General features: G+C 73.1%; 8 protein-coding genes and 1 pseudogene. 3 read left to right on the top strand and 6 right to left on the bottom strand.

All coding sequences use genetic code 11. From position 1 onward, the window contains the following. The first annotated feature begins 280 nt into the window (after nucleotides 1-280). Nucleotides 281-1,366 carry a hypothetical protein gene (locus WME82_RS47320; RefSeq protein WP_438040689.1) on the top strand — a complete coding sequence of 362 codons (1,086 nt, stop codon included), beginning with the start codon at nucleotides 281-283 and terminating at the stop codon, nucleotides 1,364-1,366. A 66-nt stretch (nucleotides 1,367-1,432) separates the two neighbouring features. Here the strand turns inward: WME82_RS47320 and WME82_RS47315 are convergent, their stop codons facing one another. Beyond that, nucleotides 1,433-2,587, bottom strand: coding sequence for a ferritin-like domain-containing protein (locus WME82_RS47315; protein ID WP_437855074.1), 1,155 nt, complete (start codon nucleotides 2,585-2,587; stop codon nucleotides 1,433-1,435). Between the two features lie 248 nt (nucleotides 2,588-2,835). Beyond that, on the bottom strand, nucleotides 2,836-4,320 hold the full coding sequence (locus tag WME82_RS47310) for a serine/threonine protein kinase (RefSeq protein ID WP_438040688.1): 1,485 nt from the start codon (nucleotides 4,318-4,320) through the stop codon (nucleotides 2,836-2,838). 294 nt (nucleotides 4,321-4,614) lie between these two features. Between WME82_RS47310 and WME82_RS47305 the strand changes: the two genes are divergently transcribed. Continuing rightward, nucleotides 4,615-5,343, top strand: a complete 729-nt coding sequence (locus WME82_RS47305; protein WP_438040687.1) for a hypothetical protein — start codon at nucleotides 4,615-4,617, stop codon at nucleotides 5,341-5,343. A gap of 7 nt (nucleotides 5,344-5,350) precedes the next feature. Continuing rightward, nucleotides 5,351-9,625, top strand: a complete 4,275-nt coding sequence (locus tag WME82_RS47300; protein ID WP_438040686.1) for a serine/threonine-protein kinase — start codon at nucleotides 5,351-5,353, stop codon at nucleotides 9,623-9,625. A gap of 28 nt (nucleotides 9,626-9,653) precedes the next feature. On the opposite strand, the gene WME82_RS47295 is transcribed toward WME82_RS47300, so the two are convergent. The 4 genes and pseudogenes from WME82_RS47295 to WME82_RS47280 all read right to left on the bottom strand — a co-directional run bounded on the left by WME82_RS47295 (nucleotide 9,654) and on the right by WME82_RS47280 (nucleotide 15,441). Continuing rightward, nucleotides 9,654-13,601, bottom strand: coding sequence for a serine/threonine-protein kinase (locus tag WME82_RS47295; protein ID WP_438040685.1), 3,948 nt, complete (start codon nucleotides 13,599-13,601; stop codon nucleotides 9,654-9,656). Between the two features lie 11 nt (nucleotides 13,602-13,612). Continuing rightward, a complete protein-coding gene (locus WME82_RS47290; protein WP_438040684.1) occupies nucleotides 13,613-14,347 on the bottom strand; it encodes a hypothetical protein in 735 nt (244 codons plus the stop codon). Nucleotides 14,348-14,640: 293 nt separating this feature from the next. After that, nucleotides 14,641-15,047: pseudogene (locus tag WME82_RS47285) on the bottom strand (hypothetical protein). Nucleotides 15,048-15,105: 58 nt separating this feature from the next. Then, nucleotides 15,106-15,441 carry a hypothetical protein gene (locus tag WME82_RS47280; protein WP_437742999.1) on the bottom strand — a complete coding sequence of 112 codons (336 nt, stop codon included), beginning with the start codon at nucleotides 15,439-15,441 and terminating at the stop codon, nucleotides 15,106-15,108. Nucleotides 15,442-15,492 lie beyond the last annotated feature (51 nt).

The following is a 15,492-nucleotide window of genomic DNA, read 5'->3' as shown; positions in this document are numbered from 1 at the left end:
CGTCGCTTCCTGGGTGAAGCGCGCACCGCGGAGCGCTTTGGGCGACGCCTCTCCGGAGGCGCCGCCCTCTTTTATTTTGTGCCGCTCGGTCGCGCATGCGCCCACGCCCCGCGGCTCCAGCGCCGGCGCGCCTGTGCTTTGGCGCCATCCGCGGGGCGTCTCCATGTATGTTCCGTCCGCGCGCGTTCCCGTGGACGGCTCATCGCGGCGCCGCTGCAGCCCGCGAGCCGGTCCCGCTCCTTCTGACAACCCGACCTCTCGTGTCCCCGGGGCTGATCGTATGGGTACCACAAGCCGGCTGAGCTTCCTGCTGCGGTCCGGGCGGCATCGCCCTGGCTTCCTCTCCTCGCGCGCCTTCGCCTGGTCTGCGCTCGTCGCCCTCGCGGGGGCCTCGCTCGGGGCGGGCTGCGGCCGCACCGAGACGTGGGAGTACGACAGCTCGTCCGGCGCCGAGCCCCCGGCGTGCGGCGACGGCGCCTGCAACGGCGCGGAGGACTGCCGCTCCTGCGCCCCCGACTGCGGCCCGTGCCAGGGCCAGGGGTGCGGCGACGGCGCCTGCTCGGGGACGGAGACGTGCTCGAGCTGCGCGAGCGACTGCGGCCCGTGCGGGGGGTGCGGCGACGGCGCCTGCAACGGCGCAGAGGACTGCGACAGCTGCGCCGAGGACTGCGGCCTCTGTCCGCGCTGCGGCGACGCCGCCTGCGATCCGGCGAGCGAGTCGTGCTCGACGTGCCCGGGCGACTGCGGTGTGTGTCCAAACTGCGGCGACGGCGTGTGCAGCGGCGCCGAGACGTGCGCGACGTGCGCGGGCGACTGCGGCGTCTGCCAGGGCTGCGGCGACGGCGTCTGCTCGCCGCGGGAGGACTGCCGCTCCTGCGCCCCCGACTGCGGCGTCTGCGAGGCCTGCGGCAACGGCGTGTGCAACGGTGGGATCGAGAGCTGCTTCTCGTGCCCGGACGACTGCGGCGCCTGCGCCACGTGCGGCGACGGCATCTGCTCGGGGACGGAGACGTGCGCGTCCTGCCGGCGCGACTGCGGCGTGTGCTCGGTGTGCTCGAACGGCGTCTGCGAGAGCTTCGAGACCTGCGGCATCTGCCCCCAGGACTGCGGCGCGTGCGAGCCCGTGGACTGCGAGGAGGTGGTCACCTGCGCCGCCCGGTGCATCGACAGGGAGCGGATGCCGCCGGAATTCAGCGTCGCGTGCGTCTCGAGCTGCGTCTCGCGGGGCTGCCCCAACGCTCAGTTTTTCGCCGATCAGGTCCTTTCGTGCGCCTTCAGGTCGCTCGCCGCCTGCAACGGCGACTTCGGCTGCATCCAGAGGCAGTGCGGCGTCGAGCTCTCGGCCTGCGTCCGGTCCACCTGCTGATCTCTCCCCGGGGCCGGCGCGGGCGTCCGCTTCTTTCGCCCTCGGACGCCCTCGGACGCCCTCGCCTCACGCGTCGTCGAGCAGCTCCTTGGCCGTCAGCTCGCTGGCCGCCCGCCCGTGCTCGTACTCGAGCAGGCCGAGCGAGGCGTAGCGCGGCCGCATCCGCGCGGACAAAAGGCCGATCCGCTTCAGGTTCGGGACGATCCGCCTGAACATCGTCCGGCGGAAGAACCCCATCAGGTCGCTCTGGAGCATGAGCTCGTCCCACGCGCAGCGCGTCATGCGGTGAGCGTAGAACTCGTCGTAGAACTCGTGCGCCAGGAAGCGGTTGCGCAGGAGCACCGACAGGTCGAACGCCCAGTCCTCACGCTCCCTCCGCGCCCGCTCGTCGATGCCCTCGCGGTAGAACCTGCTCAGCGCGAGCACCCCGAAGTGGACGTGGCGCGCCTCGTCGGTGATCACCGACCGGAGGACGTCCTTGAGGAGCGGCTCGCTCGTCACCTGTCGAATCGAGCCGAACGCGCCGAGCGCCAGGCCCTCGATCATGATCTGCATGCCGAGGAACTTCATGTCCCACCGGCCGTCGCTCATGATCGCGTCGATGACGACATAGAGGTTGTCGTTGATCTCGTAGAGCTTCTCCAGCTTCTGCGTCAGGTAGGCGTGGAACACCTCGACGTGGCGCCCCTCGTCGGCGACCTGCGTGCTCCCGTAGAGCTTCGCGTCGAGCGACGGCACGCACTCCGTGATCTGCGACGCCGCGAACAAGGCGCCCTGCTCGCCGTGCAGGAACTGGCTCAGCATCCAGGAGAGCAGCCCGTGGCGCTGCGTCGCGCGCTCCCGCTCGGAGAGCCTGCGCCAGGCGGGCAGCTTGGACGGCGGCATCCAGCTGTCGGGCAAGAGCGGCATTGCCGGGTCGAGCCAGTCGACGCTCCGCGACCAGTCGAGGTCTGTCGCAGCGTCCCACTGGGACGTCTTGGCGAGGTGGTAGAGCCTCGCCATGTCGGGGTCGTCCCGCCCGTAACTCCAGTTAAAGCTGGCCTCGTATCCAACCGAGATATCGGTCGAGACCACGCCCTTGCCCCGCCGCTGGACGAAGCCGCGGAAGGCGGGCCCGAGGAGCGAGGCGAGCACACGGACGTTACCGCTGCTCGATGCGTCGCGAAGGAGAGGGGCGGAATCGAGGAGGGTCTGGAGTGCTTGCTGGAGGCGCATGGACATGAGAGCTTTCCGGAGCGGCGAGGCGCGGGCGTGAGGTAGAGCGCCCCGCGGGCGGCCCTTATAATGGCACCTATCATCGAGCGGCAATCGCCCCTCGCTCGTTTTTACGTCGTCATATCGACTCCGGGAGCTCCCGAGTCGGCCAGGGGGTCCACGCCGAGCGCGCGCCCGTCGCCCACCTGACGTCGCGCGTCGCGGGGGCGCGGCGCGCGTCGCTGAAGGGCGACGCTGGCCGCGCGCCCTCCGCGTCAGAGCGCGCGGCACCGCAGCGTCGGCGCCGGCGAGGAGCAGTGCCCGGAGAGCTCGCCGATCAGCAGGAGCCCGGGCGGCCCCGCGGAGAGCTCGAGTCCGCCGATCCCGCGGACCGCCGCCTCCGTCGCGCAGAGCGCGTGCACCGCGTCGACGGGCGCCCACGCCCCGACCCGGGCCAGGTCGCCGCCGATGATCTCCGGGTGGTTCGCCGAGCGCACAACGACCTGCCCGGCGTGCAGGCACAGGTTCGTGTGCACGCGCGTGTCCGGGCCGCTCCTCAGCGCGATCTCCTCGTGGAGCGAGGCGGCGATCTCGATCACCGCCGCGCGCTCCAGCAGCGACTCCCGCAGCTCGCTGGAGAGGAGGCGCACGGCGAGGATCTCGCTGCCGGTCACGGAGACCAGCGTGAGCCCGGCGTCCCGGAGGCGCTCCTCCGCGAGGTCGAGCACGAGGCCGAGCTCCTCGGCGAGCGCGTCGTCGAGATCGTCGGCGTCGGTGCGCACCCGGAGATCGAGGTAGATCGCGATCGCGTCGGTCTGGAGCTCCGGCATGCTGCTCCGCCCCGACGTCGGCTCGCCGACCGCCTCGCGCAGCGTGTAGAGGAAGCTCTTCACCGAAGGATAGCGGTGCTCCGGCTGCTTCTCCATGCAGCGCAGCACCACCGCGTCGAGCGCGGGCGGCAGCGGGGTCCGCCGGCTCGGGCGCGGCGCGGGCTCCTCCAGGTGCTGCCGGAGCAGCTCGGTCGCGTCCGGCGAGTAGAACGGGAGCTTGCCCGTGAGGAGCCTGTGCAGCAGGACGCCGAGCGCATACACGTCCACGCGCGCGTCGAGGACGCCGCCGAGGATCTGCTCGGGCGCCATGATCGTGAGGGTGCCAGGCGCCCTCCCCGCCGTGGTGAAGCCGCTCGCCCCCTCGTCCGGCTCCATCAGCTTGGCGATCCCGAAATCGAGGAGCTTGACCGCCCGCGGGGTGCCCCGCGAGACGAAGATGTTGCTGCCCTTCACGTCGCGATGGATGATCCCGGCCGCGTGCGCCGCGTCGAGCGCCGAGCAGACCGGCTCGAGCAGCTCGAGCGCCTGCTCCGGCGAGAGCCGCCCCTCCTGCCGGAGGAGCACGTCGAGCGTCACCCCGTCGAGGTGCTCCATCATGTAAAATGGCCGGCCGTCCGCGAGCTCGCCCGCGTCATGAATCTCGACGATCCCGGGGTGATTGAGCAGCCGCACCACCTCGATCTCGCGCAGGAAGCGCTTCACCATCTTCGGCGACGCGGCGAGCGTCCCGTGGAGCACCTTCATCGCCACGCGCTCGCCGGTCCGGAGATGAATGGCCTCGTACACGGCCCCACATCCGCCCCGGGCGATGGGCGACACAACGGTGTATTCACCCGCCCGCGTGCCGCACGGCAGCTCGCCTCGGGAAAAGGACCTCTCCTCCAGTGAAAATGCCCGCGTCTCGTTATCTCGTGTCGCCAAAGCATCCATCGTCATAACCCCCCCGATGCGACTAAGGACTCACCCGAGCGAGGATTTTCTCCGCGCCAGACGGCCGGGTTGGCGCTACACGCCGCTTCGCCAAGTGGTACAGTAAATCCATCGTTATCCTTACGGTAGCCTATTCCATCTGCTAGCAGAACGGGCGCGGAGGGGGGACAGATGAAGAGGCGAATCCGAGCTCTGTGGGCACACACATTTCTGTTGGCTTCATTGCCGTGCTGCGGTGGCAGCGACGGATTTCCCGCGGAGTGGGGGTCGGTCGACGAGGTCTCAAGTGCGCTCGTGAATCACAACGCGCTGAACCCGAACGCCCTCAACCCGAACGCCCTCAACCCGAACGCCCTCGACCCGATTGCGCTCGCCCCGAACAGACTCGCCTCGAACGCCGTCTCGGCGGCGGTCCGCGCCGCCATCACCCGCCCAGGGGAGCTCGGCGCGATGTCCAGGCAGCTCCTTCAATACATCGTCGGCTGCGCGCTGACCCCGTCGCAATCGTTCAGGTTCTCGTGGCGCGACGAGCGCGGCGAGCTGCGCGAGGAGGTCTACCCGGGTTACCTCGGGCTCGCGGCGAGCTGGGCCATCGCGCCGCTGAGCGAGTCCCGGGAGCAGTGGGTCTCGGCCTGCGTGGCGTCGCGCGCCAACCGGGCCGGCGTCTCCGTGATGATCTCGTCGCGCGCGGCGCACCTCGCCCTCAGGCACCCGGACGCGAGCGAGGTCGAGTCGTATCCGATGGAGGAAGGCGCGTTCTGGGGCGATCTGTTCGCAACCCCGCCCCGCCTCTATGCCTGCTACAACGAATCCAACGTGGAGAGCTCTCGGGCCCTCAGCAGGGACTGCGCCGCGGGGCTCCCCGAGCCCGGAGGGGGCGTCCGAGAATGCCCGAACATTCACATCGTGGGCTCATGCGATCTCGCGTGTGACGCGCTCGGCGCGGCCGACGGCTATCGCCCGAGCTGCACCGACGATCGGGGCGAGTCGTGGCCCGCGGTGATTACGACGTTCCTGCCATGAGGCCCCCATGTTGCCCGATGCTCGTCGAGGCGGAAGCGCGGCTCGCTCCGGGGCGCCCGCCGCGCGGTGCAAGGAGTGCGGCAGGCGCGTCGCGCACGCGGATCCGGGGTGTCCGGAGCACGGGCCCGTTGTGCGGCAGGCCAGCCCGGAGCCCGGCGCGCCCGGCGGCGCGGACGAGTCCAGCGGCAGCTGGCTCAGCGCGGCCGCTCCGCCCAGCATCGAAGGCTACCGGGGCGTCCGGCTCGCCGGCGCAGGCGGGTTCGGGGCCGTGTTCGCGGCCGAGCCCGAGGAGGGCGGGCCGACCGTGGCGATCAAGGTCGCGCGCGCCGACCAGCCGGACGCGAGCGCGCGCCTCGTCAAGGAGATGCGGGCCCTCTACGACGTCGGGCCGCCCCACGTGCCCGCCGTCTACGGGTGCGGCCAGCTCGCCTCGGGCGCGCCGTACTTCGTCATGGAGTACCTCGACGGCCCCACGCTCGCCGACCGCCTCGTGGCGCGCGGGGTCGCCGGGCCGATGCCGGCGCGCGAGGCGTGCGCCCTCGCGCGCTCCGCGCTCCGGGCCCTCGAGGCGATCCACGCGCGCGGCTACGTGCACCGCGACGTCAAGCCGGAGAACATCTTCGTCTCCGGCGCGCCGCTCGCCGCGCGCGCCGGGGACGGCGGGCGCCGCGCCACCATCATCGATCTCGGCCTCGCCGCGGGGCACCGCGAGCCGTCGCCCCGCATCACCGCCGACAGCGACGCGCCCGGCACCGCCGAGTACATGGCCCCCGAGCAGTGCGACGGCCGCGACGACGTCGACGCGCGCGCGGACGTGTACGCCCTCGGCGCCGTGCTGTTCGAGCTGCTCACCGGCAAGCCGCCCTTCTGGGGACCTCCCGCCCTGGTGCGGCAGGACCACCTCAGCCGCCGCCCCCCGCGGCCCTCCCAGATCGCGCCGATCTCGCGCTCGCTCGAGGAGATCGTGCTCCGGTGCCTCGCCAAGGACAGGGGCCAGCGCTTCGCGAGCGCCGCGGCGCTCATCGCCGCCCTGGAGAGCTTCGAGCGCGGCCAGGAGCGCCGCCCCTCGCGCCTCAGGGGCCCCACCACCGATCCGCCGCCGCCGAGCGCCCGCAGCGTCGAGCGGCGCGCCGTCGCGCTCCTCTTCTTCGAGGCCGAGCTCGACGTCGTGGCCCTCCAGCGGAGGCTCAGCGCGCTGGGCGGCGAGCTCGCCCACGCCGCGGCCGGCCGCTTCGTCGCCGTCTTCGAACACGCGGACGGCGCGAGCCCGCTGCGCCGCGCGGTGCACGCCGGCCGAGAGCTCGAGCAGCAGCGCGTCCTCTCCCGCGGGCTGCTCGACCTCGCGACCGTGTCCGTCCAGCCGCGGCCCGACGGCACGCGGCGGTTCCTGAGCCCGCTCTTCCGCCGGGCGGACCGGCTCGCGGCGGGCGGCCCTCTGGGCCTCACCCTGTCGCCGGCGGCCGCGGCGGCGCTCGGCGACGACGCCTCCCAGGCCCAGGGCGACGGCCTCCCCCCGCCAGGACCGACCTCCGCCCGGCCCGGGCTGGCCGCCGCCCAGCCCGACGCCGACACCGCGTTCGACTCGAGCTCCCAGCCGCTGTTCGGCCGGAGCGACGTGCTCGACGCGCTGGTCGCGGGCGCGCGCGACGCCGTGGCGACCGCGACGCCCACCATCGCCAGCGTCATCGGCGTGGCCGGCCACGGCAAGAGCCGCCTCGCCGGCGCGCTCGCGCAGCGGCTGCGCGCGCTCGAGGGGCGCGCCGAGGTGATCGAGCTCCGGACCGGCGAGCCGGTCGCGGGCGGGGCCGATCGCGTCGTCCGGGAGATCCTGCAGCGGGCGCTCGCGCTGCCGTCGTCCCCTCCGGCGGACGGCGGCAGCGCGCTCCTCCGGCGCCGCCTCGCGGGCGCGCAGCAGGCGCGGCTCGGGGCCGCCGTGGCGCTCGCGCTCGGCTGGATCAGCGACGACCCGCTCGCCGAGGAGCGCTACCCGGAGCTCCGCGCGCTCTCCGCGGCGCCCGGCGCGCTCCGCGCCGCGCTCTCCGTGGCCGCCGGCGAGGCCCTCCGCCGGCGATCGCGCCGGACGCCGCTCTTCGTGGTGCTCGACGACGCGCACGTGGCCGACGACGCGGCGCTCGCCGCGCTCGAGTACGCGGCGCTCGCCGAGGCGCAGGCGCCGCTCTTCATCTGCGCGTTCGGGCGGCCGAGCTTCGAGAGCGCGCGCCCCTCCTTCGGCGAGCGCGCCGCGCGCCGCGAGACCTACCGGCTCGAGGCGCTCGACCGCGAGAGCGCGATCGCCCTGTGCCGGCGGCTGCTCCTGCCCGCGGAGGACGTGCCCGAGCCCGCGGTCGCGCACCTCGTCGAGCGCGCGCAGGGCGTCCCGCTCCTCCTCATCGAGCTCGTGCGCGGCCTCAAGCGGGGGGGCGTCGTGCGCCGGCACCCGCGGGGCGACGCGTGGTACCTCGCCACCGACGAGCTCGATCGGCTCCCCGACATGCCGCTCCTCGACTGGCTGGCCCTCGGCGAGATCGACGCGCTCCCGCCCGCGCTGCAGGCGCACGCGCGGCTCATCGCGCTGCTCGGCCCCGACATCGCGGTCGCCGAGGTGGCCGGCGTGCTCCACCGGCTCGACGAGCACGGCGAGGCCGACGACCTGCCGCTCGACGCCGCGGTCGCCGTGAAGCGCCTGATCGCCGCGGGCCTCCTCGTCCAGGACCGGCGGGGCCGCATCGGCTTCCGCCACGCGCTGGTCCGCGAGGCGGTGGCCCGCGGCGCGCCCGAGCCGCTCCGCCGGCGCGTCCACCTCGCGGCCTTCAAGCTGCACCGCGACGCCGCGAGCGACGAGGCCGGCGAGCGCGACGCGCCGCACCTCAAGGACGCGCGCCTCATCCCGTTCGCGTACCACGCCGCCCAGGCGGGCCTCGGCGAGATCGCGGAGATCGCCTACCTCACCCTGGCGGAGCGCGCGCGCGCCCGGCACGCCTACCTCGACGCGGAGACGCTCTACACCCGCGCCCTGGAGCAGCCGATCGAGCCGACGGCCCCGGGCGGAGGCCCGCCCAGCCGCCGCGCGCCGGGCGGGGTGCGCCCCGACCGCGCGGCCGCGCACCGGGGCCGCGGCCTCATGCGCTACCGACTGGGCCGCTACCACGACGCGCTCGCCGATTTCGCCAGCGCGCGGGCCATCGCGCGGGCGCGCGGCGACATCCCGGCGCAGATCGACATCCTGCTCGACGAGGCCACGGCGCTCGACTGGATGGACGAGTTCAAGAGCTCCGAGGAGCGCGTCGAGGAGGCGGGCGTGCTCGCCGACGAGATCACGCTGTCGTCGGCGCTCACCGCGCGCCTCGCGCTCGGCGCCGGGCGCACGCTCCACCGCTTCAGCCGGGAGGAAGAGGCGGCCGCCGCGCTCGAGCGCGCGGCGGAGTCTGCCGCCTCGCTCGGCGACGACGGGTACGAGACGCTCGTCATCTCGCTGCTCATGCTCGGCTTCGTCCTCCAGGGGCTCGGCCGGCTCGACGACGCCGAGGACGCGCTCGGCCGCGCGATCGCGCTCTGCGAGGCGCACCACGACACGCTGCACCTCTGCGTCGTGACGAACAACCGCGCGCTCCTCTGGGCGTGCCGCGGCGACAAGGCCCGGATGATCGCCGACCTCGAGCGGGTGCTCGCGCTCGCGCGCGACCTCGGCCAGGGCGCGCTGGAGCGGGTCGGCGAGTACAACCTCGGCGAGTACCTCTACCTCATGGACGACCTCGCGGCGGCGGGGCCGCACATCGATCGCGCGCTCGAGATCGAGCGGCACCGGTTCTGCGGGATGTGCCGGCCCGTCGCCTTGCTCCTCAAGGCCCGGTTCCTCTTCTTTTGCGGCGAGCAGGCCGAGGCGCGCGCGCTGTTCGAGCAGATGCGCGAGATGCAGGAGCGAGCCAGCGCGGAGGGCCAGGCCGACGCGCTGATGGTCCCCTCGGAGGCGGTGCTCTGCGCCATGATCGATCTGGCCACGCAGGACAGGGGCGCCGCGGACGACGCAGCGTGGGACGCGCTCGTGGACCGCTCGGCGCAGAGCTCCGTGGGCCAGGAGCACATCGAGGTCCTCGAGATCCGCGCGGTGACCGCGCTGCGCCGCGGCCGGCTCGCCGCCGCGCGCCGCGCGCTCTCGGCCGCGCTCGAGGCCGCGGAGCGCATCCCGAACGTGATGGGCGACCGGCTGCGCCGCCACGCCGCCGCCATCGCCGAGCGTGAAGCGGCGGAGGCCGCCCTGGATCAGCCGACGCAGCCGGCGTAGGCAAGCCGCGCCGCCGCCCCGTGAAATGTTACTCGGCGGCGGCGAGCGCGAGGGTCTTCGCGTTGTCGGGTACGCACGTCAAGAACCGCTCCCGCCAGGCCGCGTCGCTGATCTTCGCCGCGCGGTCGAGCAGGTGCTGTCGCGCGACGGCGAGCGCCTCCGCCGCCTCGCGCGCGGCGCCCGCCGCCGCGAGCGCCTCGGCGTAGGCGAGCCGCACGAGCGACTCGCCCTCCTCGAGCGAGCCCGCCTCCTCGAGCTGCACGAACGCCTCGCGCGCGGCCGGCAGCGCCTCTTCCGGGCGGCCCTGCGCGAGCAGCGCGCGCGAGAGCACCGCCACGGCGGCGGCGCGGAGCGGAGGCGCCACCACCAGCGCCTCGACCGCGGCGCGCGCCTCGCGCTCGGCGGCCACGGGATCGCCCGACAGGAGCATGATCTTCGCCATGTACGTCAGCGTCACGCCCTCCATGCGCCGGTCGCCCTGCTGCTGGAACGTCGCGGCGGCGCGCTGCTCGAGGAGCTTCGCCTCCTCGAGCTGCCCCAGGTGGGCGATGACGTAGCCGAGGTTCTGGAGCGCAGCCGTCTCCAGGTCGTCGAGGCCCATGCGCTGCGCCGCGGCGAGCGCCGTCCGGAGCTCCGACTCGGCCACCTCGAAGTCGCCGAGCTCACCGTACAAGAAGCCCAGGTTCGAGCGCGCCGCGCAGGCGTTCCGGCGGTCGCCGGCCTGCTCGAACGCCGCGCTCGCCGCCGTGAACCCGCTCAGCGCGGCCCCGGTGTCGCCCCTCGTCTGCGCCCGGACCGCACGCGCCTGCTGGTAGAGCCCCGCCGCCTGCGGCTCGAGCCCGGCGGGCTCGCTCGCGACCGCCTCGAGCATCTGGATCAGCGCGTCGGCCGCCGCGTAGCGGCCGCCGAAGCTCAGGAACGTCGCGGCGTCGCACAGGCACATGATCCGCGCGCTGATCGCGCCCGCCGCCTCGGCCGCCCGCGTCGCCCACGCCTCGACGCGATCGAAGTGACCGAGCTTCCCCTCCGCGATGATCACCTGCCCGATGGCGCGGAACCACGGCGAGCTGCCGGTCCGGACGAGGCTCGCCGCCTCGGTGCCGCGCTGCGCGGCGAGCACCACCTCTCCCTGCCACAGGCCGATCTCGGCCTCCACGAGCCGCAGCCGTCCGAGCTCCTCGTCGGCCGCCCCGCACTGGACGCCCATCTCGGCGCGCGCGAGCGCGCTCGCCAGATCGTTCGCCTCGAGCGCCTGCTCCGCGGCCCTCCGGTACCACCGCACCGCGCGCGCCGGCTCGCCGCCGCGACGGAAGTGCTCCGCGAGCGCCATCGCGTCGGTGTGCCCGCTGCGCTCGAGCCACTCGCCGGCCAGCTTGTGGCCGAGGGCGCGGTCCGGCTCCGTGAGCATCGCGTACGCGGCCTCGCGCACGATCGCGTGGCGGAACACGTAGTCCGTCGGGATGAGCCACCCCGGCGTCGAGACCGGGGCGATGAGCTCCCGCGCCGCGAGCGCGTCGAGCCACGTCTCCGTCTCCTTCACGCGCGTCGCGCCGCCGAGCAGCGCCGCCACCGCGAGCTTCGAGAAGCGGTCGCCGAAGATGCTCGCGGCCCGCAGCACGCGCTTCGCCTCGTGCCCCTCGGCGTCGAGCCGCGCCTCGACCGTGCCCAGCACCGAGTCGGGCAGCACGTCCCCCTTGCCCGTCGCGACCGCGCGGATGAGCTCCTCCAGGTAGAACGGGTTGCCGTCGGCCCGGTCCACGACCCGGGCCACCGTCTCCGCGGGCGTGTCTTCGCCGAGCGCGCTCCGCACCATGCGCTCGCTCGCCTTGGCGGGCAGCGGCCCGAGCTTGATCGTCTGCACCTCCCGGTCGGTCCACAGCCCGGGGAACTGCTTGCTCACCTCGGGCCGGGCCAGCGCGAGCAGCATGAGCGGCAGGTCCCGGAGGTTCCGGAGCGTCTGGTCGATGAGGCGCACGGTCGCCGGATCGCCGAAGTGCAGGTCCTCGAGCACGAGCAGCACCGGCTGCGCCGCGCACTCGGCGGCGAGCCAGTCCTCCCACGCCGCGCGCGTCGCGTCGGCCATGAGCATCGCGTTGTCGCGCGCCGCGCGCAGCCCGCTCGTCTCGCCGTCGGGGAACGGCGTCCGCGAGAGCTCGCCCAGGAAGGCCGCGATCCGGCTCAGCGCCTCGCCGCTCAGGTGGCGCCCTAGCCGGCGCGTCAGCTTGCGCCGCCGGGCCTCCACGGGCTCGCCCTCGCGCATCCCCGCCGTCTTGTGGATCGCGTCGGCGATGAGGCCGAACGGGGACCCCGCGGCCATCGACTCGGCCCGCCCGGAGAGGATCTCCACCGACCCGAACTGGCGCCGCGCCCGGGTGAGGAACTCCAGGCGGAGCCTCGACTTCCCGGACCCCGCCGCGCCGATCACGAGCACCGCGCTCGCCAGCGACTCGCTGACGCACCCGGAGAACACGCCCTCCAGCATGGACAGCTCACGGATGCGGCCGACCCAGACGCTCGGCTTGCCGAGGAGCACGGGGACGCTCTCGTCGGCCGCCGTCTCGGTCGCAAGGAACGGCCCGTTCTCGTCGGTCTCCACCTTGAGCCGGCCGCCGACCACGCTGGCCGTCACGTCGTCGAGCCGGACCGCCCCCGCGTGCGCGGCCCGCAGGGCGCGCACCCCCCGGTCGATGACGTCGCCCTCGATGAGCTTCGCCGACGACACCCCGCGCCCCGTGGCGACGGCGAGCGGGATGCCGGGGAACCGCGCGCGCAGCGCGAGCGCGCACCGCGCCGCCCGCTCGGCCCGGTCCACGGCGCTCCCGGCGCCGGCGAGGATCGCGATGAGCGAACCTCGCGAGATCTCCGTGATGTGGGCGCCGTAGGGCTCCACCGCCGCCCGCACCTCCGAGCGCGGCACCGCGGAGCCCGGGCCCTCGCTCGAGAGCTCCTGCAGCACGCTCGAGACGTCCGATGCGCTGGGCACGCCGCCGGCCGCCGCGACGCTCATCTGCACGTCGTCCGGCTCGCCGGCGAGCACGAGGGACACGAGCCGCTGCTCGCTGCGCGTGAGGAAGCCATCGGGCCGCGCCGAGCGCATGGTCGCGTCGCGCGGGGAGGCCAGCGTGGCGGGCCGCGGCGAGGCCCAAGCGTCGAGCACCTCCGCGATGTGCGCGAGCTCGACCCCGACGTCGCCGCAGTCGCGCGGCCGATCCTCGGGGTTCTTCGCCATCATCCGGTCCATGAGGCGCTCCAGCGGCTCCGGGACGTCCGCGCGGACGTCGCGCAGCCGGGGCGTCTGCTGGAACAGGAGCTTGGCGAGCGCCGCCATGACGTGCGCCCCCTCGAAGGCCGGGCGGCCCGCGACGCACTCGTAGTAGACGCACGCGAGCGAGAACACGTCCGCCCGCGCGTCGAGCGCGCCCCCGCCCTCGATCTGCTCGGGCGCGATGTACCCCGGCGTCCCGAGGATGCCGCCCGTGTAGGTGAGCCGCCGCGACTCCCCGTCGGGGCGCGCGATCCCGAAGTCGACGAGCTTGAGCTGGCCGACGTCACCGGCGACGAGGAAGATGTTGCTCGGCTTGACGTCGCGGTGGATGATCCCGCGCGAGTGCGCGAAGGCGAGCGCGTCCGCCGTCCTGCGCAGCACCGCGAGGCTCTCGGCGAGCGCGAGCTGCCGACGCGCGAGGCACGCCGCCAGGTCCTCGCCCTCCAGCCACTCCATGGCGAGGTAGTGGTCCCCGGCGCTGGTTCGCCCGTGCGCGACGTACCGCACGATCCCCGGGTGGCTCAGCTCAGCGAGGATCTGCGACTCGCGCTCGAACCGCTCGACGTCGAATGCTTCGCGGCTGTGCAGGACCTTGATGGCGACCGGGCGCGCGTCGAGGCGGTCGTGCGCGCGATAGACCGTCCCCATCCCCCCTGCTGCGACCTGCTGCTCGACGACGAAGCGGCTCGCGAGGACTACGCCGGAATCCACACGGCTCGATGCTACTCGAGGAAGACGGAGACCGAAGCCTTGTAGCGGTCGGTGCCGCGCGGAAAGACGCGGGGGCCGCACGGAAGGTCGAGCGGCTCACGATCGCGGCAGTTCAAGAAGCTGCCGTCCGATCTCGGCCCATCGCACACATCCTCACATTCGCCCACGACATCGATCGGGCAGTCGTCGATCGAGGGCCCGCAGACGCGCGGGATCTGCCTCTTGCCCGGCGCGAGGCAGGCGAAGCGGCGCTGCGGCTTCTGGAAGACGTTGCCGAAGTAGGTCGCCTCCGGGATGTCGTAGCTCGCCCGCTCCCGCTTCGTGGACGAGAGCGCTTCGTGCTTTCCGCGGAGCGAGATCATGACGTGCTCGCCCCGGTAGTTCACGCGCGCGAGCAGGCACGCGGAGACCCACTCCTGGCAGTCTTCATCGCACGAGCCGTGCTTCGAGCCCCACTCGGGCGCGAGGCCGAGATCGCCCTCGAAGCTGTAGGAGACCCCATCAATCTTGACGTTGAGACGGGCATCCTCGGGGAGAGCGCAGCTCACAATGAAGCTGAGGAGCTCCCTCGACTCTGGATCACGGAGCGCTTCCCTTGTCAGCGCGTTGGCGACCAACGCGTTGGCCGTCATCGCGTTGGCCGTCATCGCGTTGGCGACCAACGCGTTGGCCGTCATCGCGTTGGCGGTCATCGCGTTGGCCGTCATCGCGTTGTGAATCGTGACCTCCTGCTGGACCTCCGCCACCCCCTCATCATCCCCATCGAGCTCGGCAGACGCTACACAAGCGACCTGCGAGAACGACACAGCCACGCAAGCGAGGAGAGCGAACTGGCGTGCAGATTCCATAGTACCAATCAGATCTACACCACTCCAGCTATCAAGTTCAATTATTTTATGGACATTTTTCTGGACATGTTTCTGCACACCGCCACGACACGCATCACCTAGTCAGGTGCCGGGAGTGGGATAACGCAGAGCGCAGCACTCGGGCGCACCCCGCGTCGGGGGGGAAGCGAAACAGCGCGTGGGTGGGAGATTTACGCCAGCTTCCTGGCCAGCAGCGTATTGACCAGGTCGGGGTTCGCCTTGCCGCCGGAAGCCTTCATGACCTGACCGACGAAGAGCCCGATCCGCTTCGAATTCGCCGCGCGGAAGCGGGAAGCCTCGCCTGGATGGCCGGCGATGATCGGGTCGACGACGCGCTCCAGGGCGACCTGCCGGAGCCCTCGCTGCGCGACGATCGCCTTCGGACTACCGCCCTGCTGCATTATCTCAGCGAGGACATCTCTTGCAATCTTCCCGGAATCGTCCCGTCATCGATCAGCGCCAGGGGCTCGCCGAGCTGCGCGCCCGAGACGGGGAGGTCGCCTGTCTTCCTGTCCTTCAGCTCGCGGGCGAGCGAGTGGATGACCCAGTTGGCGGCGCCCCGGGGGTTGTCGTGCACGGCGGCCGTCTCCTCGAAGGGCCGGAGGAGGCCGTCGTCGTCGGCCAGGATCACCGCGTCATCGCCAGGTATCCCACGTGGTTCGATGAGGCGTCTGGCCTTCTCGGCTCAGGGCAACCAGCAAACCGGGACTCAAGCTCTCCAGGAAATCCCTTCCCTCTTCGACCGCGTCGGGCCGCTCGGCCGCGAAGAGCCGGTCGTGGAGCCGGACCTCGGCGGTGAGCGCATGGGCGGCCGGAACCCAGTGCGACGCTCCCTTCGGCTTGCGGCCGTCGGGCGCGTCACCGCGCTTCGTGGGGCGATCGTACGTGCAGCGGAGCTCGACGACCTCTCCTGTGGCCTCGTCTCTCACCACGTCGCGACAGGTGATGAACCCGGCGTAGCCGAGCCGCACCTGCTCAGACGGCGGGAGGCCGGCGGCGGGCGGCGCCGCGGCGGACAGGCG

It is taken from the genome of Sorangium sp. So ce128, from assembly GCF_051525245.1.
Classification (GTDB): Bacteria; Myxococcota_A; Polyangia; order Polyangiales; family Polyangiaceae; genus Sorangium; species Sorangium cellulosum_B.
The sequence above is the reverse complement of the archived record's forward strand: the minus strand, read 5'-3'. Positions and strand labels throughout refer to the sequence as shown.

Bases quoted from the DNA above. Each gene is read 5' to 3' on its own strand.
- WME82_RS47310 (WP_438040688.1), bottom strand. From the start codon at position 4,320: ATGGATGCTTTGGCGACACGAGATAACGAGACGCGGGCATTTTCACTG.
- WME82_RS47315 (WP_437855074.1), bottom strand. From the start codon at position 2,587: ATGTCCATGCGCCTCCAGCAAGCACTCCAGACCCTCCTCGATTCCGCC.
- WME82_RS47300 (WP_438040686.1), top strand. From the start codon at position 5,351: ATGTTGCCCGATGCTCGTCGAGGCGGAAGCGCGGCTCGCTCCGGGGCG.
- WME82_RS47320 (WP_438040689.1), top strand. From the start codon at position 281: ATGGGTACCACAAGCCGGCTGAGCTTCCTGCTGCGGTCCGGGCGGCAT.